21 protein-coding genes are annotated in these 25,120 nt (G+C 69.9%); 8 read left to right on the top strand and 13 right to left on the bottom strand.

Translation table 11 applies throughout. From position 1 onward, the window contains the following. Nucleotides 1-147 precede the first annotated feature (147 nt). Genes QN350_RS13335 through QN350_RS13325 form a run of 3 tightly spaced genes read left to right on the top strand, consistent with a single transcriptional unit; the run spans nt 148 to nt 3,159 of the window. Nucleotides 148-1,161, top strand: coding sequence for an alpha/beta hydrolase (locus QN350_RS13335; protein ID WP_323516582.1), 1,014 nt, complete (start codon nt 148-150; stop codon nt 1,159-1,161). Continuing rightward, nucleotides 1,158-2,483, top strand: a complete 1,326-nt coding sequence (locus QN350_RS13330) for an alpha/beta hydrolase-fold protein (protein WP_323503048.1) — start codon at nt 1,158-1,160, stop codon at nt 2,481-2,483. Before QN350_RS13335 ends, QN350_RS13330 begins: the two co-directional genes overlap by 4 nt. A 43-nt stretch (nt 2,484-2,526) precedes the next feature. Further along, entirely contained in the window at nt 2,527-3,159 is a 633-nt protein-coding gene (locus QN350_RS13325; protein WP_323516579.1) for a YdeI/OmpD-associated family protein, read from the top strand. A 16-nt stretch (nt 3,160-3,175) separates the two neighbouring features. On the opposite strand, the gene QN350_RS13320 is transcribed toward QN350_RS13325, so the two are convergent. From QN350_RS13320 to QN350_RS13310, 3 genes are all read right to left on the bottom strand, one after another. After that, nucleotides 3,176-4,666 carry a purine-cytosine permease family protein gene (locus tag QN350_RS13320; protein WP_323516577.1) on the bottom strand — a complete coding sequence of 497 codons (1,491 nt, stop codon included), beginning with the start codon at nt 4,664-4,666 and terminating at the stop codon, nt 3,176-3,178. A gap of 67 nt (nt 4,667-4,733) precedes the next feature. Next, entirely contained in the window at nt 4,734-5,561 is an 828-nt protein-coding gene (locus tag QN350_RS13315; protein ID WP_322138425.1) for a serine hydrolase, read from the bottom strand. A 192-nt stretch (nt 5,562-5,753) separates the two neighbouring features. Next, on the bottom strand, nt 5,754-7,718 hold the full coding sequence (locus QN350_RS13310) for a M13 family metallopeptidase (protein WP_323516575.1): 1,965 nt from the start codon (nt 7,716-7,718) through the stop codon (nt 5,754-5,756). A 111-nt stretch (nt 7,719-7,829) separates the two neighbouring features. On the opposite strand from QN350_RS13310, the gene QN350_RS13305 reads away from it, so the two are divergent. Beyond that, nucleotides 7,830-9,155 carry an MATE family efflux transporter gene (locus QN350_RS13305; protein WP_416347736.1) on the top strand — a complete coding sequence of 442 codons (1,326 nt, stop codon included), beginning with the start codon at nt 7,830-7,832 and terminating at the stop codon, nt 9,153-9,155. A gap of 142 nt (nt 9,156-9,297) precedes the next feature. On the opposite strand, the gene QN350_RS13300 is transcribed toward QN350_RS13305, so the two are convergent. From QN350_RS13300 to QN350_RS13260, 9 genes are all read right to left on the bottom strand, one after another. Further along, entirely contained in the window at nt 9,298-10,869 is a 1,572-nt protein-coding gene (locus QN350_RS13300) for an aldehyde dehydrogenase family protein (RefSeq protein ID WP_322138428.1), read from the bottom strand. Continuing rightward, complete coding sequence (locus tag QN350_RS13295; RefSeq protein ID WP_281533504.1) at nt 10,869-11,513, bottom strand: HD domain-containing protein; 645 nt, start codon at nt 11,511-11,513, stop codon at nt 10,869-10,871. The genes QN350_RS13300 and QN350_RS13295 overlap by 1 nt, the downstream gene beginning before the upstream one ends. 46 nt (nt 11,514-11,559) lie before the next feature. Continuing rightward, nucleotides 11,560-12,936 (bottom strand): NAD(P)/FAD-dependent oxidoreductase, encoded by a 1,377-nt coding sequence (locus QN350_RS13290; protein WP_322138429.1) that lies wholly within the window; start codon nt 12,934-12,936, stop codon nt 11,560-11,562. A gap of 5 nt (nt 12,937-12,941) precedes the next feature. Continuing rightward, nucleotides 12,942-13,262, bottom strand: coding sequence for a 2Fe-2S iron-sulfur cluster-binding protein (locus tag QN350_RS13285; RefSeq protein ID WP_281533507.1), 321 nt, complete (start codon nt 13,260-13,262; stop codon nt 12,942-12,944). 42 nt (nt 13,263-13,304) lie between these two features. Beyond that, entirely contained in the window at nt 13,305-14,123 is an 819-nt protein-coding gene (locus QN350_RS13280) for an SDR family NAD(P)-dependent oxidoreductase (RefSeq protein ID WP_281533508.1), read from the bottom strand. Then, nucleotides 14,116-16,032 (bottom strand): PEP-utilizing enzyme, encoded by a 1,917-nt coding sequence (locus tag QN350_RS13275; RefSeq protein ID WP_322138430.1) that lies wholly within the window; start codon nt 16,030-16,032, stop codon nt 14,116-14,118. The genes QN350_RS13280 and QN350_RS13275 overlap by 8 nt, the downstream gene beginning before the upstream one ends. Nucleotides 16,033-16,114: 82 nt before the next feature. Continuing rightward, nucleotides 16,115-17,230, bottom strand: a complete 1,116-nt coding sequence (locus QN350_RS13270; protein WP_322138431.1) for a PEP/pyruvate-binding domain-containing protein — start codon at nt 17,228-17,230, stop codon at nt 16,115-16,117. Continuing rightward, nucleotides 17,230-18,591 carry a cytochrome P450 gene (locus QN350_RS13265; protein ID WP_322138432.1) on the bottom strand — a complete coding sequence of 454 codons (1,362 nt, stop codon included), beginning with the start codon at nt 18,589-18,591 and terminating at the stop codon, nt 17,230-17,232. Before QN350_RS13265 ends, QN350_RS13270 begins: the two co-directional genes overlap by 1 nt. 139 nt (nt 18,592-18,730) lie before the next feature. After that, entirely contained in the window at nt 18,731-19,537 is an 807-nt protein-coding gene (locus tag QN350_RS13260) for an IclR family transcriptional regulator (protein ID WP_322138433.1), read from the bottom strand. A gap of 112 nt (nt 19,538-19,649) precedes the next feature. Here QN350_RS13260 and QN350_RS13255 point away from each other — a divergent pair, with 112 nt between their 5' ends. The 4 genes from QN350_RS13255 (at nt 19,650) to QN350_RS13240 (ending at nt 23,030) form a co-directional block, all read left to right on the top strand. Continuing rightward, nucleotides 19,650-20,918: an MFS transporter gene (locus tag QN350_RS13255; protein WP_322138434.1), complete on the top strand. Its 1,269-nt coding sequence runs from the start codon at nt 19,650-19,652 to the stop codon at nt 20,916-20,918. Between the two features lie 40 nt (nt 20,919-20,958). Then, entirely contained in the window at nt 20,959-21,654 is a 696-nt protein-coding gene (gene nucS, locus QN350_RS13250) for an endonuclease NucS (RefSeq protein WP_323516572.1), read from the top strand. Between the two features lie 144 nt (nt 21,655-21,798). Further along, on the top strand, nt 21,799-22,467 hold the full coding sequence (locus tag QN350_RS13245; RefSeq protein ID WP_322138436.1) for an HAD hydrolase-like protein: 669 nt from the start codon (nt 21,799-21,801) through the stop codon (nt 22,465-22,467). A 101-nt stretch (nt 22,468-22,568) separates the two neighbouring features. Beyond that, entirely contained in the window at nt 22,569-23,030 is a 462-nt protein-coding gene (locus QN350_RS13240) for a hypothetical protein (protein WP_322138437.1), read from the top strand. 40 nt (nt 23,031-23,070) lie between these two features. On the opposite strand, the gene QN350_RS13235 is transcribed toward QN350_RS13240, so the two are convergent. Beyond that, the coding region (locus tag QN350_RS13235; protein WP_323516569.1) for a glycosyltransferase family 39 protein at nt 23,071-25,120 on the bottom strand (2,050 nt) is incomplete at its 5' end.

The raw sequence follows: 25,120 nt of genomic DNA, 5'->3' as shown, positions 1-25,120 counted from the left end.
GGGTTTTTCTGTCCGTCGCCCCTCCCCCCCCCCCCCCCCCCCCCCCCCCCCCCCGCGCCCGGAACCGGCCGCTCGCACCTAATGTCCAGCTTGTCTTCTTAATGTCGGAAATGACGCAGTGGCAGGGTTTGAGGAGAGGGCGGTCGAATGGACAACCGTTCCGACCCGCGGCGCCGCTGGATCGCGGCGGGCGCCGCCGGCCTGGTGTTCCTCGTTGCCGTCGTCGTCGTCACGGTCAACGTCTCGACAGGACTGGCACAGACGGACCGGACCATCCCCCTGCTGTCCCTCCCCGACATCCCCGCACCGGCCGCGCCCACGACGGATGCATCGTCCCCCCTCTCGGCGACCTGGCGCCAGCCGGCCGACCTGCCCGCCGGGGGCACCATCGGCAGCGTCCGGATCCCGGCGACCGCGTCGGGCTTCAGCGCGCGCGATGCCCAGGTCTACCTCCCGCCGGCCGCACTCGTCCCCGACGCCCCCGCCCTGCCGTTCGTGCTGATGATGATGGGTCAGCCGGGCGACCCCGACGCAGGCCCGATCGCAGCCGTGCTCGATGCCTTCGCCGCCGCCCACAACGGCCTCGCCCCGATCGTGCTCGTCGCCGACCAGCTGGGCGACCCGGACGTCGACTCCCTGTGCCTCGATACGGCGGAATACGGCCGGGTCGAGACGTACCTCGAACAGGACGTTGTCGGCTGGGCGCGCGACAACCTGAACATTGAGGCCGGGCGCGACGCGTGGACGGTCGCGGGGTTCTCGAACGGCGGCCAGTGCGCCCTGTCGCTCGCGCTCCGGTACCCGGAGGTCTGGGGCAGTGTGGTCGATGCCTCTGGCACCGTGTACGCCGGACTCGAGACCGAGCCGGAGGTCCTGGCTGACGTGTTCGGGGGTGACCAGGCGGCCTACGACGCCACCAAACCGGCCACGCTGCTGGGGAAGAGCCGGTACCCTGACACCATGGCCGTGTTCACGGTCGGCTCGGAGGACTCGGTGATGGAACCGGGGCTGAAGGATCTGAGCCAAACGGCGAAGGCTGCGGGGGTAGCGGTGACGTACTACGAGGTGCCCGGAGAGGGCCATTCCCTTGAGGCGCTCGACGGCGGACTCACCGAGGCATTCGGCGTGCTCGCGAGCCGACTCGGGCTCGGCCCCCAGTGAACTGGCTCGACCCGCTGCTGAAGCTCGATATCGCCAACCCGCCCGTCACGACCATCGCCTGGGTCCTGTCCCTGGGCGCGGTGATCTTCCTGCTCGCAAGGCGCCCGAGTCCGCGTTGGCTCATCACGGCGACCGTCGGCATCAGTGCAGGCCTCCTCCTGTCCGCGCTGACCTGGTTCCTGACCGTTCGCGTGTTCAACCTGTTCGGGGTGGGCCTCGGGACCGTGACCTATGTCTGGTTCGGTGCGGCTTGTGCCGCCTCAGGGCTCGCACTCGTGAACCTCTGGAAGACGAAACCACTGCGTCGGAGCCTCGCAGCGGCATCCGTCTTGCTGTTCGCAGCGACGGGTGCACTCGGCATCAACGCGAGTTTCGGACTCGACCGGACGCTCGGAGCTCTCCTCGGCATCAACACCCTCCCGCAGATCGCCCTCACACCGCCAGAAACGCCCTCGGCCGGTGGCCTCCGCCCCAATCCCGCGGCCCGGCCGCTCTGGCAGACCTGGACTCCTCCTGCCGATCTCCCGGCGACCGGGAGCACCGGCAGCCAGGTCATTCCCAATACCCTCTCCGGATTCACCTCACGCCCGGCTGGCATCTACCTGCCGCCGGCAGCGCTGGTACCGAATGCCCCTGCCCTGCCGCTCGTGATCCTGCTGATGGGACAGCCAGGCAACCCCGACCCGGAGTACGTCGCCACGAGCCTCGACAAGGAGGCGGCCAGGCACGGCGGGCTCGCCCCGATCGTCGTTGTCGCCGACCAGCTGGGAGACCCGACGATCGATCCACTCTGCCTCGACTCAGCAAAATTCGGCAATGCCGAGACGTTCCTGACCCGGGATGTCGTCAACTGGGCGTCCGCCAACCTCAACGTCATCCAGGACCACCGGTACTGGACGATCGCGGGGTACTCGAACGGCGGCCAGTGCGCCATCTCCCTCGCTGCCAAACACCCGGATATCTGGTCGAACGTGCTCGATATCTCGGGCGAGGCCTTCCCCGGATCCGAAATCACGGCGCAATCGTTGAGCGACGTCTTCAACGGCAATCAGGCTGCCTATGATGCCGAGAAGCCCGTCACTCTGCTTTCCGCTCACCGGCTCCCCGGCGACTTCGCGATTTTCACCGTCGGCTCCCTCGACCCCGGAATCGCGGCCGGACAACGCACCGTTGCCGCGGCGGCCGAGAACGCCGGGATCACAACGATCTATCACGAGATTCCCAACGCGGACCATCTGGTCAGTGCCCTCGCGGGGGGCCTCGACTTCGGTTTCGATGCCCTCTTCCCTCGCCTCGGCCTGGCCGCTCCCCCGCACGCCTGACCGTTCCCGTCCCCGCGAGAGGGGACGCGGGTATGGTCGTCGCATGAGCGAACGGGACGCGGGCAGGGAACAGGTGCCGCGCGTCCACCCGGAGTCTGTCGAGGAGTGGCGGGCCTGGCTCGTCGACAACCACGCGGTGACGACCGCGGTCTGGCTCGTCTTCTGGCGGAAGGCGTCCGGCCGGCCGATCCTCGCCTACGAGGACGCCGTGCTCGAGGCGCTTTCCGTCGGCTGGATCGACAGCAAGCCCGCCCGCCTCGACGAGCACCGGACGATGCTCTATTTCTCACCGCGGAAACGTGGCAGCGCCTGGGCGAGGCCGAACAAGCTGCGCATCGAACTGCTCAGACGCGAGGGGCGGATGCTGCCGGCCGGGGAGGCGGTCGTCGCGGCCGCAGAGGCGGACGGTTCCTGGACCCGGCTCGACGACGTCGAGAACCTCACGGTTCCGACGGACCTCGGGACCGCGCTCGACGGAATCGGGGGTGCGCGCGCGCAGTGGGACGCGTTCCCGCCGTCTGCTCGCCGCGGCATCCTCGAATGGATCGTGCAGGCGAAGACACCGGCGACCCGGCAGAAGCGTGTCGACGAGACCGCCATGCTCGCCGGTCGGGGCGAACGCGCGAACCAGTGGAAGCCGAAGCCCCCGCCCGACCCGGCGCCCGCGCCCGACTGAGCGCGGCCCCAACCGGCTACGCCTCCTGTGCGCGCACGGCGCCGCGGCTGAAGAGGAGCGTGCCGCAGAAGCCGATCGCGAGGGCGACGAGCACGCCGAGGTTCGCGAACGCCCAGTCGCCGGTCCGGCCGCCGAGGCCGAGCGGATCGAGCAGGTACCCCTGCCAGGCGAGCCAGTCCGCGAAGCCGTTGGTGACGAGGCCCCAGCCCACGACGGAGCCGAACACGAGGAGTGCGATCGCGCCGACCCGAACGCTCCCATAGCGCCCACGCGGGTCGAGGAGACCCGCGGCGTCATAGTCGGAGCGGCGGAGCGCGAAGTCGGCGAGGAAGATGCCGCACCAGGCCGCGACGGGCACCCCGAGGGTGATCAGGAAGCCCTGGAACGGCCCGAGGAAGCTTCCGGCGAAGAAGACGACGTAGATCGCCCCGAGCACCATGATCACCCCGTCGATCCCGGCGGCCACGAAGCGCGGCACCCGCAGCCCGGTCGTGAGAAGCGCCAGCCCGGAGGAGTAGATGTCGAGCACGGCGCCGCCGATCAGGCCGAGCACCGCGACGAGGGCGAACGGCACGAGGAACCAGACGGGCAGGATCGTCGTGAGCGCCCCGATCGGGTCGATGGCGATGGCGGCGCTGAGGTCGCTCGAGGAACCGGCGAGCAGGAGCCCGAAGAGGAGCAGCACGGCGGGGGCGAGCGAGGCGCCCCCGGTCGTCCAGCCGACGACGCCGCGGCTGGAGGCCGAGCGGGGCAGGTACCGGGAGTAGTCGGCGGCGGCCTGCACCCAGCCGAGGCCGAAGCCCGTCATCATGAAGACCAGCGCGCCGATCACGTGGGGGGTGTCCCCGGCGGGGATCGCCGTGATGGCTCCGAAATCGATGTGGTCGACCACGAGGAACACGTAGACGACCGTGAGCAGTCCCGTGACGATCGTGATCCACTTCTGCAGCCGCATGATCAGGTCGAAGCCGAAGACGCCGCCCACCACGATCAGGCCGGCCACGACGACGAGGGCCACCACCTGGGTGAGAACCCCGCCGTCCCAGCCGAGCTCAGTGAAGACCGTCGCCGTCGCGAGCACGGCGAGCGAGGCGAGCACCGTCTCCCAGCCGACCGTGAGCAGCCAGGACAGCGCCGACGGCACCCGGTTGCCGTCGACGCCGAACGCCGCCCGGCTCAGGGTCATCGTCGGCGCGTGACCGCGCTTGCCCGCGAGCGCCACGAACCCGCACAACGCGAAGGAGAGCACGATCCCGGAGAGGCCGACGATCGTCGCCTGCCAGAACGAGATGCCGAACCCGAGCAGGAACGAGCCGTAGCTGATGCCGAGCACCGAGACGTTCGCGGCGAACCACGGCCAGAACAACTCGCTCGGGCGGCCGCGGTGCTCGGTGCGGTCGATGGCGTTGATTCCGTTGCGTTCGACCTCGAAGACCGGGCGGATGCCGGGATCCGCCACGGGCAGGCCGGCGTCCGTTTCCGTGTGGTTTCGTTCGTTCGCGGACATCCGCGTCCCCTCTCGTCGGCGGGTCTCGTTCGGGTGTTCAGGTGATCAGGTGATCAGGGGGTGGGGCTCAGTGCACGTATTCGAGCAGGTCGAGGCCGACCGCGCGCATCCCGTCGAGGACCGCGAGTCGCAGGGGCAGGCGCGTGTCGGCGAAGGACATCGACACGGCATAGGCGACGCCGGCCCGCGGGCCGCGGAGCACGCCGGCCTCGCTGCGGATGCCGGGTCCCGTTCCGGTCTTGTTGACGAGGAGCAGCCCGTGGTCACCGCCGCGGTGCGCGAAGGGGTCGAGCCCGAACGCGCTCGCGACGAGGGAGAGGTCGGCGCCGAGGGACAGCCAGCCGATCACGCGTTCGCTCGTCGCGGCATCCACCACCTCGCCGCGGGCGAGGGAGGTGAAGAGGCCCGTGAGTTCCTGGGCGCTCCCGACGGAGAGCTGGGGTGCGTGGTCGGGGCCGCGTTCGTCGCGGACGAGGTCGAGCAGCGCGGTGTGGGAGATGCCGAGCTGTTCGGTGCGGGCCTGGACTGCGGCGAGGCCGACCGCGCGCAGGAGCACGTTCGCCGCGAGGTTGTCGCCGACACCGCCGACGAGGGCGGCGAGGTCAGCGACGGGAAGCGACGGGGCCTGCAGGTGCTGCCAGACGCCGGACCCGCCGACGGAGTCCGCCGGGGTGCGGTCGAGAATGGTGAGCGCGCCGAATTCTGCGTTCGGGAGCCGGGCCGCGACCTCGATCAGGAGGAGGACGGTTCCGATCCCCGCCGTCGGCATCACGACGTGGTCGTCGACGGAGAAGAGGACCTTGCCGGTCGCGAGGTCGGTGGCGCGGGCAGAGACCTGCACACCGTCGACAGCAAGGGTGCCGAGGGCCTGGAAGCCGCGGCCGAAGTTCGGCATCGACTCCGCGACGCCGTGCCGTCCCCGGCTCGGGGCAGCGCGACGCGACCGTCGTTCCGATTCCCGCGCTGGCGTGGACACTCTGTCGGGTCCCTCCGTCGTTTACGGCTCCGTGTTCCTTGAGCACCATAGCCCAGACCCCTGATACCCGCCGACCCCAGTGTGCGTGCCAGAATCGCCCCCGGGCGCCGCCTACCAGATGGTGACGCGTTTGTCCGGGTCGAGCCACAGTTCGTCGCCGGCCGCGACCCCGAAGGCCTCGTAGAACTCGTCGAGGTTCCGCACGATCTGGTTGCAGCGGAACTCGTTCGGAGAGTGCGGGTCGATCGAGATGAGGCGGATCGCTTCCTCGTCGCGCATCTTCAACTGCCAGGCCTGGGCCCAGGACAGGAAGAAGCGCTGCGCACCGGTGAAGCCGTCGATGACCGGCGGCTCCGTGCCCTCGAGGGAGATCAGGTACGCCTTCCAGGCGATCGAGAGGCCGCCGAGGTCGCCGATGTTCTCGCCGATCGTGAGCGCGCCGTTGACACGGTGGTCGGGGATCTGCTTCGGCGCCAGGGCGTTGAACTGCTCGATGAGCGCACCGGTGCGTTCCTCGAAGGCCGCGCGGTCCTCCTCGGTCCACCAGTCGGTCAGGAGTCCGTCGCCGTCGTACTTCGACCCCTGGTCGTCGAAGCCGTGCCCGATCTCGTGCCCGATGACCGCACCGATGGCGCCGTAGTTCGCCGCGGCATCCCGCTCGTCGGAGAAGAACGGGACCTGCAGGATGGCCGCGGGGAAGACGATCTCGTTGAAGCCGGGGTTGTAGTAGGCGTTGATGGTCTGCGGGGTCATGAACCACTCGTCGCGGTCGAGCGGCTTGCCGATCTTGCCGAGCTCACGCTGGAACTCGAACTCGTTCGCGGCGCGCACGTTGCCGATCAGGCTTCCGGCGTCGATGCCGAGGCTCGAGTAGTCGCGCCACTTCGCCGGGTAGCCGATCTTGGGCGTGAACTTCTCGAGCTTGTCCTGGGCACGCGCCCGGGTCTCCGGGGTCATCCAGTCGAGTTCGGCGATGCTCTGCCGGTACGCCTCGACGAGGTGGCCGACGAGCACGTCCATGCTCGCCTTGGCGCTCGGCTTGAAGTGCCGCTCGACGTAGATGCGGCCGACCGCCTCGCCGAGGGACCCCTCGACGAGCGAGACGCCGCGCTTCCAGCGGTCGCGCAGCTGCGGTGTGCCGGTGAGGGTGCGGCCGTAGAAGTCGAAGCTCGCCTCGACGAAGTCGTCGGAGAGGTAGGACGCGCTCGAGCGGATGATCTGCCAGCGCAGCCAGTCCTTCCACCCGACGATCCCGTCCTCGGTCAGCATCTCGGCCAGGCCGGTCACGAAGCTCGGCTGGCGGACGACGATCTCGTCGAGGGCTCCCGTGGGGGCGTCGAGGCCCGCGAGCCAGAGGTGCAGGTCCGCTCCGGCGGCGAGCGCCGTGACCTGGCCCCAGGTCTTGAGGTTGTAGGTCTTCTCGCTGTCGCGCGAGCGCACGTTGTCCCAGTGGTGCCCGGCGAGTTCGGTTTCGAGGTCGAAGACGCGCTGCGCCCTGGCCGCCGCGTCGCCCTGTCCGGCGAGGCCGAACGTCCGCTCGAGGAAGGCGCGGTAGGCCTCGCGGACCGCCGCGAACTTCTCCTCGCGATAGTAGGACTCGTCCGGCAGGCCCAGCCCGCCCTGCTCCATGAAGACGAGGTAGCGCTCGGGGTTGCCCGGGTCGTTGTCGACGTAGAGCTGGAAGGCGCCTGCGACGCCGGCGCGCTCGAGGCGGCCGAGGGTGCCGAGCAGGGAGGCGACGGAGTCGATCCGGTCAACGGTCGCGAGGTCGGCCTCGAGCGGGGTGGCGCCGAGCGCATTCACCCGCGCCTCGTCCATGAAGCTCGTGTAGAGATCACCGAACTTGCGGGCCTCCGTGCCAGGTTCGGCGTTCTGCGCCTCGAGGATGATCTCGCGCACGGCCTTCTCGGACTCCTCGGCGAGGAGGTAGAACGATCCCCAGCGCGCCTTGTCCGCGGGGATCTCGGTGCGGCCGATCCATTTCCCGTTCACGTGGCGGAAGAGATCGTCCTGCGGGCGGATGCCCTGGTCGAGTTCGTCGCGGTCGATTCCGGATGCGGTCCCCAGCTCAGTCATGCGTCCATGCTATTCGCTGTGCCCGGGAATTCGAGCCGGGGTGCGGGCCGCGAGCCGCGACCGGGACCGGCGCAGGCGCCGGCGAGCGCCGCTAGAGTCGGGAGCATCGCCATCTTCCGCCAGCAGCCCATCGACCGCGAGATCCTGCGCCTCGCCCTCCCGGCCTTCGGCGCCCTCGTCGCCGAGCCGTTGTTCCTGCTCGCAGACTCTGCGATGGTCGGACACCTCGGCGCCGTCGACCTGGCCGGACTCGGCCTCGCGAGCGCCGTGCTGCAGACCATCGTCGGGCTGATGGTGTTCCTCGCGTACAGCACGACGCCTGCCGTCGCCCGCTGGCTCGGCGCGGGGGACAGAGGCAGGGCGGTGTCCGTCGGGATCGACGGCCTCTGGCTCGCGCTCGGCCTCGGCCTGGTCCTCGCGCTGCTCGGCGCAGCGCTGAGCCCGCAGCTCGTGGGAGCCTTCGGCGCCGAGCCAGCGGTCGCCGCGGCATCCGCCCGGTACCTCACCGTATCGATGCTCGGCCTTCCGGCGATGCTGCTCGTGTTCGCGGCGACGGGGCTGCTCCGCGGCCTGCAGGACACCCGCACGCCGCTCTGGGTCGCCGGGCTCGGCTTCGCGGCCAACATCGTGCTCAACCTGTGGTTCATCTACGGTCTCGGGCTCGGGCTGGTCGGCTCGGCGCTCGGCACGGTCGTCGCGCAGTGGGCGATGGTTGCCGTCTACCTCGTCGTGGTCGTGCGGCACGCCCGGCGTGAGGGCGCACGGCTGCGGCCGCACCGCGGCGGGATGCTGCGCGGAGCGTCGAGCGGCGGCTGGCTGTTCCTGCGCACGGTGAGCCTGCGTGCGGCGATGCTGCTCGCGGTGTTCGTCGCCACGAGCCTCGGCTCGCCCCAGCTCGCGGCGTTCCAGATCGCGATGACCCTGTTCGCGGCGATGGCGTTCGCCCTCGACGCCCTCGCGATCGCCGCCCAGGCCCTCGTCGGGCGCGGCCTCGGTGCCGGCGACCTCCCCGGGGTACGTGCGGTGCTGCGGCGGTGCCTCGAGTGGGGCCTGCTCGGCGGCGCGGCCGTCGGCGCGCTGCTCGTCGTGGCGAGCCCGGTGCTCGGCGGGCTGTTCACGACGGCGACGGAGGTGAGCACGCTCCTCCCCCTGACGCTCGTGGTCCTCGGTCTGTCCGGGCCGCTCTGTGGGATCGTCTTCGTGCTCGACGGCGTGCTGATCGGCGCGGGCGACGCCCGCTACCTGGCCGTGACCGGGCTGGTCAACCTGCTGGTCTTCGTGCCGCTGGCCTGGGCGGTGCTCGCCTGGGCGCCGCCCGGCGCCGTCGGGCTCTGCTGGCTGATGGCGGCGTTCGCCTTCGGCTACCTCGGCGCGCGCGGCGTCACTCTCGGCCTGCGCGCCCGCGCCGCGCGCTGGATGGTCGTCGGCGCCCGCTGAGCCGCCCGCACCGGCGCCGCCGCTCCCGATTCACCCGTCGCGCGCCCTTTGCGCTGTTTCGCGCCAGGCATGCCTGGCGCGAAACGGCGCTTGTGGAGCGCCCGCACGGCGGGGTCCAGGACGGCGGGGTCCAGAATGGCGGCTAGCGGATGCGGCGGTGCACGGACTGCGGCTTCAGGTACGCGTGCAGTCCCTCGCGTCCGAACTCGGCGCCGAGTCCGGAGTCGTGCCGCCCGGCGAACGGCGCGTTGTGGTTCGAGGCGAAAAAGCCGAGTCCGACGGAACCGGTGTCCATCCGGGCGGCCGCGTCGAACGCCGCGTCGGCATCCGCGGAGAACACCGTGCCGCCGAGGCCGAACGCGGTGTTGTTCGCGATGCCGATCGCCTCGTCGAGCGTGTCGTAGCGCAGGATCGACAGCACCGGCCCGAAGATCTCCTCGCGCGCGATCCGCATCCCCGGCGTCACGTCGGCGAACACGGTCGGCGGCACGAAGTAGCCGCGGTCGAAACCGCTCGGCACATCGCCGCCGGTGGTCGCCCTCGCGCCCTCCGCGATGCCGGAGCGGATGTACGCGCGCACCGTGTCGCGCTGGGCCCGGGTCGCAGCGGGCCCGAAGACGGTGTCCGGGTCCATCGGGTCGCCCTGCGGCGCGGACTGGATCGTGGCCGTGACCATGTCGACGAGTTCGTCGTAGCGCCCGGCCGGCGCGAGGATGCGCGTGGAGATGTAGCAGGTCTGCCCGGTGTTGCGCATGCAACTGCGGATCAGCACCTGCTGCATCGCCGTGAGGTCGACGTCCGGCAGCACGAGCGCGGAGGACTTGCCGCCGAGCTCGAGGGTGACCGGCCGCAGCAGCTCGCCGCACGCCGCGGCGATTCTTCGGCCGACCGGGGTCGAGCCGGTGAAGGCGACCTTGTCGACGCCGGGGTGTCGCACGAGGGCGTCGCCGACGGCGCTGTTCCCCGTGATGATGTTCACGACACCGGCCGGGATGCCCGCCGCTGCGACGGCATCGGCGATGAAGCGGATCGAGAGCGGCGTCGGCGACGCCGGCTTGATCACGACGGTGCACCCGGCCATCAGCGCGGGTGCGAGCTTCGCCACGACGAGGTTGATCGGGAAGTTCCACGGCGCGATCAGCGCGCAGACGCCCACCGGGTCCTGCCGCACGACGGTTTCGGCGGAGCCGTCGGGGTACGGGCGCACGTCGGGGGTCTCCAGGTAGCCGGCCAGGCCGGCGAAGTAGCGGAAGATCGCGGCCGCGTTGGAGGCCGCGCGCCCGGTCTCGGCGACCGGGGAGCCGTTCTCCCCCGTGTTGGTGTGCGAGATCGCCGTCGACCGTTTCTCGATCTCCCCGGCCAGGCGTTCCAGGTAGCCTGCGCGCACCGAGGGGGCCAGCCCGCGCCAGCCGTCGGCACCGGCGCCGGCACGCGCGAACGCCCGACGGGCGGCCGCGACGGCGAGGTCGACGTCGGCAATGGACGCCACCGGCACGCTGCCCCACGCCGCCTCGGTCGCCGGGTTGGTCACCGCGGTTCGCCCGGTGCCGCTCGCCGCACGCCAGGCGCCGTCGATGAAGAGATCGTCGACGTGCCGGTACGGCAGGGTGGCCGGGAAACTCGCGGGCTGGACCGGTGTGCCGGCCGCGGCGCCCGCTGCCGGTGCGGTTGCCGTTGCCGCTGCCGGTGCCTCGTCGGTCGTCGGCCCCGTCATCAGAGCACCGCGATCTTCAGCAGTGCCTCTGCCCTGTCGAGTTCGATCGTCGCCATCTCGAGGCCGGCGGCGGTGATGAGTTCCGGCAGGATCTCGGTGCGCAGGCGCCTGCAGTAGAACGACGGCGTCTGGCCGAACCAGCTCGAGGCCAGGGCGATGCCGGCGGGGGTGAAGCGCCAGAGCCGGTCCGCGTCGCGCACGAGCGAGTCCTCGATCGAGTACGACTCCACGCGGGTGTCGTGGCCGTCGATGATGTCCGTGACCCGGGTGATGAAGGCCTCGTCGTAGCCGAGGCCAGGCAGCACCTCCCTCGCGATGAGGCAGCCCTTGAGCTCGTGCTCATAGCGGATCTGCGCCTGGCGCCAGTTGGCGCCGAAGCCCTCCGAGATGATCTTGGTCTCGTCGACCCTGGCCCAGCCGCTGTCGTGCAGCAGGATGGCGACCCGCACGACGAGGGAGTCGGCCTCCGGGTATGCCTCGCAGAGCCGTTCGGCGAACGCGAAGGAGATCGGCACGTGGATGTCGTTGCTGCGCGTGCGCATTTCGGTCTCGACGGCGCGCCAGAGCGGGTCGAGGTCGCCCGGGCCGTCCGCCGCTACGGCGATGGGCGAGGTGTCGATGGACTGGTCGGTCTGCAGGGTCATGGCGTTCTCACTTCAAGGTCGGGGCGCCGGAGCGCGGAGGCTGGGGCTAAGCGGCCGGACTGCCGGCGGGAACGGGGACTGCGGAGGGAGCGAGATCAACGGCGACCGGCGCAGACGCCGCACGCCCGGCATCCGACGCCTCGACGGCCGCAAAGAGTTTCTTGAGCGGAACGGTGGTGTCCGTCGCGACATCCGCCGGCACTGAGAGGCCCTTGTGCAAGGCGTTCTTCACGGCCATGAAATCGAGCGGGCTGTTGATGCAGTCGGCGGCGATGAGCCGGCCGCCCCGGTAGTAGAGCACCGAGAACTTCTCGGAGTCCGGGTCGCCGCGAAGCACCACCCGGTCATGCCCACCGCTCAGCCCGGCGATCTGCAGTTTGAGGTCGGCCTGGTCCGACCAGAACCACGGCACCGTCCGGTGCTCTGCCGGGAGCCCGAGCAGGGTCGCCGCGGCCACCTTGGCCTGCTCGACGGCGTTCTGCACGCTTTCGAGGCGGATGCGGCCGACGCCGAAGTCCCCGATCGACGGGTTCGGCATGTTCGCGCAGTCCCCGGCGGCCACGGTGAGCCCGTCGGAGGCGAGGGCCCTGGCGTCCACCACGATGCCGTTGTCGACCTCGAGACCGAGCTGCACGGCGAGCTCGGTGCGCGGGACGACCCCGACACCGATCAGCACGACGTCCGCCGCCACGATCTCGCCGGAGCCTTCGGCGTCGCCAGCGCCGAGCTCGACCCCGGTGACCCGGTCGTGCTGGCCGACGAACCGGACGACCTGCGCGTTCAGCACCACACGGATGCCGCGGCGCCGGTGCGCCTGCAGGTAGAACTCGCTGGTCTGCTCGGAGACCGCCCTCCCGACGAGTCGGGGAGCGGCCTCGAGCACGGTGACGTTCTTGCCTGCGGCCCTGGCCCCCGCTGCGACCTCGAGGCCGATGAAGCCGCCGCCGACAACTACGACGTTCCGCGCCTCACGCAACTGCTGCTCGAGCACGGTCGCCTCTGTCGCGGTGCGCAGGTAGCTGACACCCTCGAGCTCGGAGCCCTCGAACGGGATGGTGCGCGGCACGGCTCCCGTGGTGAGCGCGAGCCTGGCGAACGCGAAGGTGCGGCCGGACTCTGCCGTCGCGACGCCACCGTCCGCGGTCCGGATGATGCGGAAGATCCGCTCCCGCGGCACCAGGTCGATGGAATGCTCCCGGTAGAAATCGTGGCTGCGGAAGGCCAGGGAATCAGCGGTCGCCTCGCCCTTGAGGAACGCCTTGGAGAGCGGCGGCCGCTGGTACGGTGCGTGCGGTTCCTCTCCGACGAGGGTGATCGGGTCGGTGTCGCCGAGTTCGCGCAGGGTCGAGGCGAGCTGCACCCCGGCCTGGCAGTTGCCAATGATGAGGGTGCCCAGCCGGGGGGACGCGGTCGTGTCGCCCATGTCGGTCACACCTGCGTTTCGGGGGTTTGCACGTGCACGGAGACCTCGTCCGTCAGTTTCAGCTGGCAGGAGAGCCGGGAGTTGTCTTCCCGGTCGACGGCGGTCCCGTCGAGCATGTCGTCCTCGAGGTCGAGTTTCGGCGGGAACAGACCTGCGCTGTCGGCGCAGAGGAAGACGTGGCAGGTGGCGCAGGACAGGCTGCCGCCGCACTCGGCGACGATGCCGGGGACGCCGTTGCGCACCGCGGTCTCCATCACGGAATCGCCCGCGAATCCGGTGACGATGGTCTCTGTGCCGTCGAAGGCGACGTAGCTCACGGTTGGCATTTCTCGGGTCTCCTGGTTCGGTTCTCGGGGGTTACGGATGGGTCAGAGGAACTGTCGGCCGCCGTCGACCACAAGGGTCTGGCCGGTGATGTAGTCGCTGCCCGGTGCGGCGAGGAACAGGGCCGCGCCGACGATGTCCTCCGGTTCGCAGGCCCGCTTGAGCGAGCCCCTGTCGACGCCGTAGCTCTCGGCGCCCGCGATGAGTCCGTAGCTGGCCTCGGTCAGGGTGAAGCCGGGTGCGATCGCGTTGACGGTCACGTTGCGGTCGCCGAGTTCCTTGGCGAGCACCCGGGTCAGGGCGATCACGCCGCCCTTCGAGGCCACGTAGTGGGCCCAGTGCGCCGAACCGCTCATCACGGTTGCGGAGGAGAGGTTGATCACCTTTCCTCCGTCCGGCAGGTACGGCGTGCACGCCCGGGTGACGAGCCACGGCCCCTTGAGGTTGACGGCCATCACCCGGTCCCACTCGTCCGGGTCGAGGTCGGTGAAGGGGGCGCGGGTCACGGTGGCGTAGATCGCGGCGTTGTTGATGACGACGTCGATCACGCCGGCGTGCGGCGTGGGCGCCAGACCGGGGGCGGATGCGCCGGGCCGGGCCTCGGGGGCCCAGCCGGCGGCATCCGCCGCCAGCCGGGTGACCGAGGCGAGGTCGGTGACGTCGACCGGGAGGGCGATGGCGGTGCCGCCGGCCTCCTCGACGAGCGCGACGGTCTCCCGAGCCCCCTCGAGGTTGACGTCTGCGACGACCACCCGGTCGCCCTGGGCCGCGAAGCCCAGGGCGAAGGCACGGCCCAGGCCGCCGGCGGCGCCGGTGATCAGCACCGTCCTCTGCGAGGCCCCGGCCGTGCCGCGCTCAGGCACGGCTGCTCTCGGCGAGGACGGCGTCGAGCTGGGCCGCCGCGGCGGGGGCCAGGGCGAGGTCGTGCTCGTGGGCCAGGCCTGCGACGGCGTCGTCGTGGTCTTCGACGATCGTCACGGTTCCGTTGTTGCCGTCGACCCGCAGCCACTGTCCCGTCTTGATCTGGGCGGAGGCGGTTCCGGTTCCGGTGACCGCCGGCATCCCGTACTCACGGCAGACGATGGCCGCGTGGCTCATCATGCCGCCGATGTCGGTGACGGTCGCGCGGATCTTCCCGAAGATCGGGCCCCACGACGGCGCGGTGACGGGAGCGACGAGGATGTCGCCTTCCTGCACCTCGGAGAGCTGGTCGGAGCTGCTGATGACCCGGGCCGGGCCCTCGGCGACGCCGCTCGAGGCGGCCATGCCGCGGAACTCGCCCTCCGGCGCGTCGGAGTCGCCGAGCCAGTTCTTGATCTGGTCGCTCGTGATGCCCCAGAGCATCAGGGTGAAGGGCTCGGTGATCACGGCGGGCGGGGTGTTGAGCGCCGGCTGCGGGCGCTCCTCGGAGAGTGCGTCGACGATGACCCGGCGACGGGCCACCTCGTCAGGCCAGTAGTCCGGGCCGATCGCGGGGGCGCCGACGGCCCAGCCGGTGACGTAGTCGAAGAGCGTCTCGCGCACCTCATCGCGGCGGAGGTAGAACATGTCGTTCGCCTCCGGCCAGAACCCGGCGTCGGAGAGCATCTTCGAGAGCTGGCGCGCCTTGCGCCAGAAGACGCCCATGGTCCAGTGCTCGATGTAGAAGTTGTGGTTCTCGACGTAGGGGTAGACCTGTCGCGCGAGGCCGAGCTTGCCCTGGAACGCGGCGAGCTGTTCGGGGCTGAGTAGTTCGGAGTACTCCTCGGTGATTCGGTCCCGTTCCGCGATGAGCTCTGCGACGGGGCGGTCGATGCCGACACCGTTCTGCACGCGCACGATGTAGTCGGCGATGTAGCCGAGCGGCAGCTCGAGGTGGTCCAGCCAGTACTTGTCGTGGGCGTAGAAGCCGTTGCCGACCGTGAAGTTGAACCAGGGGTCCTTCGCCTCGGCCCAGGCCGCGAGCCACTCTGCCCCGCGTGCGGAGGAGCCGATCGCGGCGAGGGTCGCCTCCGGGTCCTCGGTGTTGCCGAAGTGACCGTCGACGCCCAGTTCGACGGCGAGCTTGGCGAGCTTCTTGAGCTCGTCATCCGGTCGGAAGAGCTCCATGTCGACGCCCTGCACCATCTTCGCGACGGCCTGGTCCGGGATGCCGGGGAAGACCTCCTTGCAGAAGCTGAAGAAGTCGAGGTAAGCCACGTAACCGAGGTTGAGGAACTCGAAGTGGTACTGCCAGGCCCGGTAGGTGAGCGAGATGAGCTTGTCGAAGTTGCCGAGGAGCGTATCGTTCGGGCCGAGACCCTTGCCGCTCGTGACGTCCTCGAGCGGAACAGCATCCGGCAGAGCTTCGAAGGACAGCGCGCCCAGTTCGTCGATCGTGCCGCGGATCTTGCCCTGCCACTTCTCGAGCAGTCCGTCCCAGTTCTGGAAGTAGTGACCGGCGCGGGCCATGAACTCGGGAACGCGGGCGGCGATCTCGGTCTCGGGAACCCCGACCGGTGACATGAACACGTAGCCGTTGTGGATGCGGAACTCGATGCCGTTGGCCGGCGGGATGAGCAGGTGCCGGGAGTTGTACTGGCCGAGGCAGGAGACGGCGAACTCGAAGCCGATGGTCTCGAAGGGCTTGGTCACCGTGGGCCAGTGCTGGCTGTCGCAGAACCAGAATTTGGCTTCCTCGACCTCACGCCGGTTCTCCTGGAAGACCAGGTTGTAGGCGTAGAGGTCCTTCCAGCCCTCTGCGGCGGCCGCGGGCTGCTGGTCGTACGGGCTGGGGAATGACTTCTCTGTCATGGGGCAACCGTTCTGTGTGGGTAAACGCGGGTGGAGGGGACGAGCGGGGGGGGAGATGAGGCGCAGCGGATGCTGCAGGAGATCAGGCCTTGCCGGCCTGCGTCATGAGCGAGCGGGTGATGCTCTCGATACCGAACCCGGCGGACTGCGTCGGGATCGAACCCGACGCCGTCGACGAGAAGACCGTCTCGGGGCGCGACTGCAGGAGGAGCAGGTTCTCCCCGTCCGGCAGGTCCCGGTCGAGGGCCCATTCGATGTCCTGGGGGCACCGGAAGTGCTTCTCTGCCCGCTTGGCGATCGCGGCGATCGCGGTGATCTCGGTGTCGCTGATGCAGAGCCGCCCCCGGCGCTCTGCCGAGACCTCGCGTTCGACGAGGGACCTGCTCGCGGGGTCCGGCACGAGTTCGGCGTGCTTGTCGCCGATCGAGTGCTTCACGACCATGAGCATGACCTTGTCGACGGTGATGTTGTCCGGCGTCACCTGCCCGGAGACGACGAGCTCGCCGAGTCCGTAGGAGGCCTCCATCACGATCTTGGAGCGGTCGCCGTTGGTCGGGTCCATCGTGATCGCGACGCCGGCGGCCCGGGCGTTCACCATCTTCTGTACCGCGACGGCCATCGAAAGGCCTTCATTCGGGATCTTGTTCTTCAGCCGGTAGATGATGGCCCGGGAGGTGTAGAGCGAGGCCCAGCACGCGCGGATGTGTTCAGTGACGTCTTTCACGCCGAGGAGCCAGAGGTAGGTGTCCTGCTGGCCGGCGAAGCTCGCATCCGGCAGGTCCTCCGCCGTCGCGGAGGACCGCACGGCGACCGGGACAGGGGACTCGAAGCGCGACTGAAGCGCCTCGTACGCCTCGATGGTCGTGGCGTGCAGCTCTGCGGGCACCGGCCGTGAGGTGATCTCGAGGCGCAGCTGCGCAGACACCCGGTCGACGGCGGCCACGTCGTCGGGGTCGAGCTTCGCGAGCATCTCGTGGATGTCCTTCTCGATGCCGGCTTCGCGGATGAACGCGTCGTATGCGGCCGTCGTGATGGCGAAGCCGGGGGGAACCGGCATCCCGGCCGCGGTGAGCGCGACGAGGGAGGCGCACTTGCCGCCGAGCTGCTCGTGCAGCGGGGGAAGCCCGCCGTCGAAGAACTGGATGTATGCGGCGTGGGATGCGGGTGTTGCGGTAGCGGCGGGGGTTGTGGTTTCCATCAGGCGTTGGCCTCCCAGGTGACGGGAACCGACGTCGGTGCCCTGAACGACAGGTTGTCTCCGAAGACGATCGCTTCGGGATCGACGATTCGCAGGCCGGGGACGGCCCGGATGGTCTCTTCGACGACGATCTTGTCCTGCAGCTTGGCGAGCATGTTGCCGAGGCAGTAGTGGATGCCGAAGCCGAAGGAGAGGTGGGTGCGGGCGTTGGCGCGTTCGATGTCGAAGACCTCCGGCTCCTCGAAGACGCTCGGGTCCCGGTTGGCCGCTCCCATCAGCAGCAGGATGTTCGCACCCTTCGGGATAGCGGTGCCGGCGATCTCGGTGTCGACGAGGGCCTTGCGCCGCCAGCCGACGATCGAGGGGCTGTAGCGCAGGGTCTCGTCGATCGCCCCTGCGATGCGCCTGGGGTCTTCGACGAGCTTCTGCCACTCGCCGGGGTGGCTGAGCAGCATCCGGATCGTGTTGGAGATGAGCGTCGTCGTGGTCTCGTGGCCGGCGAAGAGCAGGCTGTAGCAGACCGACGCGATCTCATGGTCGGAGATCTCGCCGCCGGCGAGCTGGGCGCGCACGAGGTCGGTGACGAGGTCGGTGCCCGCCGTTCCGGCACCGATGGCCTCGTGGGCGGCGGAGACCAGGCGCCGGCACTCCGTCCAGTAGTCGACGAGGTTGTGCGCGTGCGGGATCTGCTCCTCGTCGCTCAGGTCGCCCCAGGTCATCGCGGCCCGCGAGTCCGACCACTTCTTGTAGGTCGGGACCATGTCGGGCCCGACGCCGAGCAGGCCGAGGATCGTGATGGTGGGGATGTCGACGGCGACGTCCTTCAGGAAGTCGCCCCGGGCATCCGGATGCGCGAGCATCTGCGCGAGCAGACGGGCGGTGTTCTCCCGGATGGTGGGCTCGAGGGCCTTGTACCGTCGTGGGCTGAACTCCTGCTGCACGATCGTGCGCATCCGGGTGTGTTCGGGGGGAACGCGGGCAGAGAGGCCGGAGTATGCGGTGAAACCGCCGTCCGCCATGATCTTCGTCGCGGCGGCGCCGCGCGGCCGCACGGGGGCCTGGGCGTTCTCACTGCTGAAGACGACCCAGTTGTCGAAGACGGCCTTGATGTCCGCGTACCGGGAGACGACGTAGTAGCCGATGCGCTCGTCGAACATCACCGGTTCCTCCTCGCGGAGTTCGGCGTATGCCGGGAACGGGTCGTTCATGTCGAACGGGGAATAGCCGTGGTGGCCGGCGGTGCTCTCCGCGGCGGCGGCCGCGGCGAGCGCGCGGTGGTCGACCGGGCACTGCCCTGCGACGGGCTGGCCGGGGACCGGCTGCGTGGTGGCGGGCTGTGCCGTCACGGGCTGAGCGTTCACGAGTGCTCCTTCTGTCCACGTCTGCGGGGACTGTCCACTTCTGCGGGGATCTGGCTCCATCTAATGCTCCCGGGGCTGGGAAGCGCAGGGCTTGTCCCACTGGGCGGAAGTGAGGTTGGGTGGGCCCGTTCTGGCCGGTTCAGGTCTGCTGCGGCTTGCGGGCACGCGCGGCCGGTTGCAGTGCGGCTTTCGGCAGGTGCGCGATCCCCGCCTGGATGCGCTCGGCCGTACCGAGCAGGATGGGCAGGTTGCGTTCGAGCTGGTGCGCCCGCGAGGTCGGCAGCACGATCCCGAGGCCGCCGAAGATGCGCCCGTCGGCCTGGAACACCGGGACGGCGAGGGAGCACGATCCGAGCCGCACTTCCTCGGAGGCGACGGCGAAGCCCTGGCCGCGTACCTTGTCGAGTTCCTTGCGGAGCTGCTCCGGGTCGGCCTTCGTGAACGGGGTGCGCTGCACGAGTGCAGCGCCGAGCACGGCGTCACGCACCCAGCCCTCCTCGAAGGCGAGGATCGCCCGGCCGACCGCGGTCGCGTGCATCGGAAGGCGCCCGCCCACGCGGGAGGCCTGCGGGACTCTCCTGCTCCCGTAGACCCGGTCGATGTAGAGCACGTCCGCGCCGTCGCGGATGGCGAAGTGGGCGGTCTCCTGCGTGAGGCCGAACAGGTCCTGCAGGTACGGGCGCACGACGTCGCGCAGCTGCCGCCCGGCATGCTGTCCGAGTTCCCAGAGCCGGAGGCCGATCTGGTACCGGCCACGGGCATCCCGCTGCACGGCGCCCCACTCCTCGAGTTCGCCGAGCAGCCGGTGCACGGTGCTCTGGGGAAGGCCGCTCTCGGCGCAGATCTCGGAGAGGGTCCGTGCGGAGGGACTGGACTCGAAGACGGCGAGGATGCTCAGCACGCGCGAGGTGACCGTCTGCCCCGGTGAGGTGGTTCGTCCTGCCACAGTTCCCCCCCTCTCGCGCTCCGCTGCGCTCCTGACGAGCCCATCGTACGTCGCCGAAGATCGACTAGCGTTGACGGGACCCACCCCCGTTCGAGACCGAGAAGGAACCGTCATGACCGCGCCCTCCGAATCCACGGCCGCGGCCGGTCCCCGGCCGGGTGCGACCGACCGCTCGGGCGCCCTCGCCGCACGGAACGCGGTCTTCGCGGTCTTCTTCATCAGCGGGCTCACGCTTGCGAGCTGGGTCGCCAGGATTCCAGCGGTCCGCGACAGCCTCCGACTCGACACCGCTCTCGTCGGCGTCCTGATCTTCGGCCTCTCCGTCGGCTCGGTGCTCGGCCTCGTCGCGGCCGTGCGCCTGCTCGACCGTTTCGGCGCCCGTCGCGCAATGACGATCAGCATCAGCACCTCCGCGATCGGCCTCGCACTGGTCGGCGTCGGCTCGACTCTGCTGCTCTCGGCCCCGGTCGTGTTCGCCGGGCTGGCCCTCGTCGGGCTCGGGATCGGCTCGCTCGACGTGATGATGAACGTCGAGGGCGCCGCGGTCGAACGCACCATCGGCAGGACCCTGATGCCGCTCATGCACGCGTGCTTCAGCCTCGGCACCGTGGTCGGCGCGCTCGTCGGCGCCGCGGCATCCGCCCTGTCGGTATCGGTCTTCTGGCACCTGCTCGTGATCGCGCTTCTCGCCGTCGCGACGGTGGTCGTCGCCGTTCGCTCGTTGCCCGAGGCCGAGATCACGCCCGCAGCGGGGAAGGCAGACGCCTCCGGCGGCCGCGGCGCCCCGCGTTCGACCTGGCGGACACGCCTGGCGGCATCCCTCTCGGTCTGGACCGACGGCAAGATCCTGCTGATCGGTGCGATCGTGCTCGGCATGACATTCGCGGAAGGCTCGGCGAATGACTGGATCGCCCTCGCCTCCGTCGACGGCCACGGCCTCAGCAACACCGGTGGCGCGATCGTCTTCGGCGTCTTCGTCGCAGCGATGACCGTGGGCCGGGTTCTCGGCGGACCCGTCATCGACCGGTTCGGCCGCGTGCCCGTCCTGCGCGCGTGCGCGGTCGTCGGCGTGGTCGGCCTGCTGCTGTTCATCCTCGCGGCGGGCCCGTGGATGCTCTACGGCGGCGCCGTACTCTGGGGCATCGGCGCCTCCCTCGGCTTCCCGGTCGGGATGTCCGCGGCGGCGGACGACACCGAGAACGCCGCTGCCCGGGTCAGCGCCGTCGCCATGATCGGCTACTTCGCGTTCCTCGTCGGGCCGCCGGTCCTCGGCGTCCTCGGCCAGGCCTGGGGCATCCTCAACGCCCTCTACCTGATCCTCGGGCTGATGGCCCTCGCCGGCCTCGCCGCGCCGGCCGCCCGCGAGCGCCACCGCCGCTGACCACACACTCGGGGCCCGGCTCAGCTACTACTCTGGACAGGTGAGACTTGTTATCGCCCGCTGCTCAGTGGACTACGCCGGACGCCTGAACGCTCACCTGCCTCTGGCCACAAGGCTACTGATGCTCAAGGCCGACGGCTCAGTGCTCGTTCACAGCGACTCCCTGTCCTATAAGCCTTTGAACTGGATGAGCCCGCCGTGCTCCCTCGTCGAGCAGGTCCCCGACGACGAACAGACGGATGCCGGCATCACCCAGGTCTGGACGGTCACCCACGCGAAGACGGAAGACCAACTCGTCGTCAGCATCCATGAGGTCCTGCACGACTCCGCCCACGATCTCGGCATCGACCCCGGCCTGATCAAGGACGGCGTCGAAGCGCGCCTGCAGAAACTGCTTGCCGAGCACATCCACCTTCTCGGAGACGGCCACACGCTCGTCCGCCGCGAGTACATGACGGCGATCGGCCCTGTCGACATCCTGGCCAGGGACGCCGACGGCCACTCGGTCGCGGTCGAGCTCAAGCGTCGCGGCGACATCGACGGGGTCGAGCAGCTCACCCGCTACCTCGAACTGATGAACCGCGACCCGCACCTGGCGCCGGTGGCCGGAGTCTTCGCCGCGCAGGTCATCAAGCCGCAGGCCCGGATGCTCGCGGAGGACCGCGGCATCCGCTGCCTCGTGCTCGACTACGACGCGATGCGCGGCCTCGACGACACGCAATCCCGCCTGTTCTGAGCCGCCCGGGAGGGTCCTGACGGGCGTTTTCTGTCGAGGGAGCGCTCTCATAACGGCAGAGGTAGCAGCCTCGGGGATTCCGGAATACAGTGGGAAATTAACTATTTCGTGGGAAATCGGGCCGGTGGCCTCTAGGATTAGCGAGTGAATTCGACTTTGACTCGCACCTGGAGTGCCATACTTTTTGACCTCGACGGAACCATCACCGATTCCGCCCCGGCCATCACCAACTCCCTCGCCCGGACCTTCGCCCTTCTCGGTCGCCCGGTTCCGAGCGACACCGAGTTGCTCGCCTATGTCGGACCGCCGCTGTTCGCCGCCTTCCGTGAGTACGCCGGAATGACGGCAGAGGAGGCCACCGAGGCCGTCGCGGTCTACCGCGCCGACTATCACGGCGAAGCCATGCTCGACACCGCCGTCTACCCGGGCGTCGCCGGCCTGCTCCAGCGCGTCCACGAGGCCGGCATCCCCCTTGCCCTCGCCACGAGCAAGCCGGAACACGCCGCGATCACCATCCTCGAGCACTTCGACCTGGCCCGGTTCTTCACCGTCATCGTCGGAGCGAGTGACGCGGAGACCCGCAGCGCCAAGGCCGACATCGTCGAAGAGGCCCTGAACCGCCTCGCCGCCGTCGGCGCGAGCCTCAGCACCCCCGTCATGGTCGGCGACCGCAGCTACGACGCTGAGGGCGCCGCAGCCCACGGCGTGCCGACGATCCTCGTCGAGTGGGGTTACGGTTCTCCCGCAGAGGCCGCCGCCGCGACCGCGACCGTCTACTCCGTCGACCAGCTCGCCAAGCTCCTCCTCGGCTGACCGGCAGCGGATGCCGCGGCGCGCGCCCGACGCTCCGCTCCGGCATCCGCGGCGACCGTGTTCTCCGGCCGAATGTCAGTGGTCCCTGCGACCCTGTCGCCATGAATACGACTCAGCCCCACATCGACGAAATCCTCCGGGCGTTCTTCGAGCATGAGCTCGCCGGGCGCCGCGGTCCCGTCACGCGCCAGCGCATCACGCGCGTGTACCAGCGCCTGCTGGAGTGCCTGCAAACCGAAGCAGAAGGCATCCTGACCGACGATGACCGCGTGTTGCTCGCTGCCGAGCGCGAGTTCCAGCCCGTCGGCGCGGCGGCCAGAACCATGCACGCCAACGATCTGCGTGTCGCAATCGACCGTTTCGTGCGAAAGCCCTGGCTCGACACCGATCGCCAGGAACGTCAGGACGTGCGTGTCCAGCTCCGCCTGTCACGTGCAATCCTGATGTTCCTGGCTGCCAACCAGCTCATCGCTCCGTACAGTCACGCCCTCCAGTTGCTCACTGTTCAGAGGGCCATCACAGGAACGAAGATGATCTACCAACGCCGAAGCCAACCACTGTGAACAGTGTCGGAGGCCTCGATCGCTGGTGGATCGATGACGATCACGACGTCGCCGAAGCCGTTGCACCCGCCGACAGGTCGTAGAGCGTGACGCTGTCGACCGTCTGGGCGGTGAAGCTCTCGGCGACCCACGCCGCGATCTCGCTCGAGGCACTCGATCCGCCGTTGGCCTGACCGGTCCGTCCACCGATGAAGTAGTGGATCTTCCCTGCGGCCACGTCGGCCTGGAACTCGGCGAGGGTGGGGGCGGGGTCACTGCCGTTGAAGCCGCCGATCGCCATCACCGGCAGCTGAGTTGCGAGCTGGTAGCCGGCGGCCGTGTCCGATCCGACCGCCGCGGCGATCCAGGTGTAGCTGCCGGAATCCACCGAGAGCAGCGCGGCGAGGCTCGCACTGACGCTCGCTGATCCCATGAATCCTCCGGCACCGCCGGGGCGCCCTCCGGTCGGCAGCGTGCCGGTCGTGCCGTTAGGAACAGTGCCGTTCGGCAGAGTACCGTTCGGCAGAGTGCCGTTCCCGCCGGTCCGGCCTGCCGGCGGAGTGCCGCCCCCGGCGAAGCCGGCCCGTCCGCCGGGCATTCCACCGCCACCCATACCGCCCATACCGCCGGACACGGCCGGTCCGGCCGCGACGATCGAACCGGTGTGAGCGGTGGACACGGTGTCGAGCGTGTAGGCAACGGGTGCCAGCAGCGCGCCGGTGAGGGCGATCGCGACCGTCGCCCGGCGCCACCACTGCCCCGGCAGTCTCCTGAGCCACGCCGCCCGCGGCGATACCATCAGCAGCGCGGCCGCGATCAGGCCGAGCGCGGCGACGACGAATTTCAGCCAGGGCAACCAGTCGACGGCGCGGTCGAGCAGCACCCACGCCCAGGCACTCGTTGCGAGCCTCGCGACGGCCGCCGTGATCCGGGCCCAGAGCGCCGTGCGCTTCATCCACACGAGACTCGCGCCGATCGCGAAGGTTCCGGCGAGCGCGGGGGCGAGGGCCACCGTGTAATAGGCGTGGAAAATCCCGGCCATGAAGCTGAAGGCCAGTGCGGTCAGGATCAGATAGCCGGCGAAGAGCAGCAGGGTGGCCCGTCGGAGCGAGATCCGCGGGGCTCGACGGAGCACGACGAGCGCCGCGACGAGCAGCAGCAGCGCGGCGGGCAGCAGCCAGGTGATCTGGCCGCCGAACTCGCCGAGGAAGAGCCGGAAGACCCCGGTCTCGCCCCACATGCCGCCGGTGGCCGCAGCCCCCGCGCCGCCCACGCCGCCGGCGCCTCCCGTGACGCTCCCGGTCTCGCTCCCGGTGAGCCGGCCGAATCCGTTGTACCCGAAGGTCAGTTCCAGGAAGCTGTTCGTCTGCGAGCCTCCGATGTGCGGCCGCCAGCTCGTCGGCACGAGTTCGACGACGGCGACCCACCAGCCGGCGGAGACGATCACGGCGCCGAGGGCCGCGAACGAGTGCCAGAACCGGGTGAGGAACCGGTGCGGTGCGGCGTACAGGTACACGCCCGCGAGCGGCGGCAGGATCAGGAACGCCTGCAGCTGCTTCGTCAGGAAGCCGAAGCCGACCATCGCGCCGGCCCAGAGCACCCATTTCAGCTTCCCGGTCTCGACGCCGCGCAGGGTGAAGTAGGTGGCGAGGCTGAGGAGCAGGACGAGCAGGGCATCCGGATTGTTGAACCGGAACATCAGCGCAGCGACCGGGGTCACGGCGAGCACGGCGCCGGCAAGCAGCGCGGTGCCCGCCGAGAAGCGGCGACGCACGGTGGCGAAGAGCACGCCGACCGATGCGACCCCCATCAGCGCCTCTGGTACGAGGATGCTCCACGAACTGAGCCCGAAGAGGCGCACCGAGAGGGCCATCAGCCACAGGCTCGCCGGCGGCTTGTCGACGGTGATCGCGTTGGCCGCGTCGGAGGACCCGTAGAAGAACGCGGTCCAGTCGACCGATCCGGCCTGCACGGCGGCGGAGTAGAACGAGTTCGCCCAGCCGCTCGCGCCGAGATCCCAGACATAGAGCACCGCAGTCGCGAGCAGGAGGCCGAGCAGCGCCGGCCGTTCCCAGCGTGCGGAGCCGACCCTGCCGCGCACGAAGGTGCGC

The sequence above is a fragment of the Cryobacterium sp. 10I5 genome (assembly GCF_035019865.1).
Lineage (GTDB): Bacteria > Actinomycetota > Actinomycetes > Actinomycetales > Microbacteriaceae > Cryobacterium > Cryobacterium breve_A.
This window is presented reverse-complemented; position numbering and strand designations above follow the sequence as displayed.

Bases quoted from the DNA above. Each gene is read 5' to 3' on its own strand.
- QN350_RS13335 (WP_323516582.1), top strand. From the start codon at position 148: ATGGACAACCGTTCCGACCCGCGGCGCCGCTGGATCGCGGCGGGCGCC.
- QN350_RS13325 (WP_323516579.1), top strand. From the start codon at position 2,527: ATGAGCGAACGGGACGCGGGCAGGGAACAGGTGCCGCGCGTCCACCCG.
- QN350_RS13320 (WP_323516577.1), bottom strand. From the start codon at position 4,666: ATGTCCGCGAACGAACGAAACCACACGGAAACGGACGCCGGCCTGCCC.
- QN350_RS13315 (WP_322138425.1), bottom strand. From the start codon at position 5,561: ATGCCGAACTTCGGCCGCGGCTTCCAGGCCCTCGGCACCCTTGCTGTC.
- QN350_RS13310 (WP_323516575.1), bottom strand. From the start codon at position 7,718: ATGACTGAGCTGGGGACCGCATCCGGAATCGACCGCGACGAACTCGAC.
- QN350_RS13300 (WP_322138428.1), bottom strand. From the start codon at position 10,869: ATGACGGGGCCGACGACCGACGAGGCACCGGCAGCGGCAACGGCAACC.
- QN350_RS13295 (WP_281533504.1), bottom strand. From the start codon at position 11,513: ATGACCCTGCAGACCGACCAGTCCATCGACACCTCGCCCATCGCCGTA.
- QN350_RS13290 (WP_322138429.1), bottom strand. From the start codon at position 12,936: ATGGGCGACACGACCGCGTCCCCCCGGCTGGGCACCCTCATCATTGGC.
- QN350_RS13285 (WP_281533507.1), bottom strand. From the start codon at position 13,262: ATGCCAACCGTGAGCTACGTCGCCTTCGACGGCACAGAGACCATCGTC.
- QN350_RS13275 (WP_322138430.1), bottom strand. From the start codon at position 16,032: ATGACAGAGAAGTCATTCCCCAGCCCGTACGACCAGCAGCCCGCGGCC.
- QN350_RS13270 (WP_322138431.1), bottom strand. From the start codon at position 17,230: ATGGAAACCACAACCCCCGCCGCTACCGCAACACCCGCATCCCACGCC.
- QN350_RS13255 (WP_322138434.1), top strand. From the start codon at position 19,650: ATGACCGCGCCCTCCGAATCCACGGCCGCGGCCGGTCCCCGGCCGGGT.
- QN350_RS13240 (WP_322138437.1), top strand. From the start codon at position 22,569: ATGAATACGACTCAGCCCCACATCGACGAAATCCTCCGGGCGTTCTTC.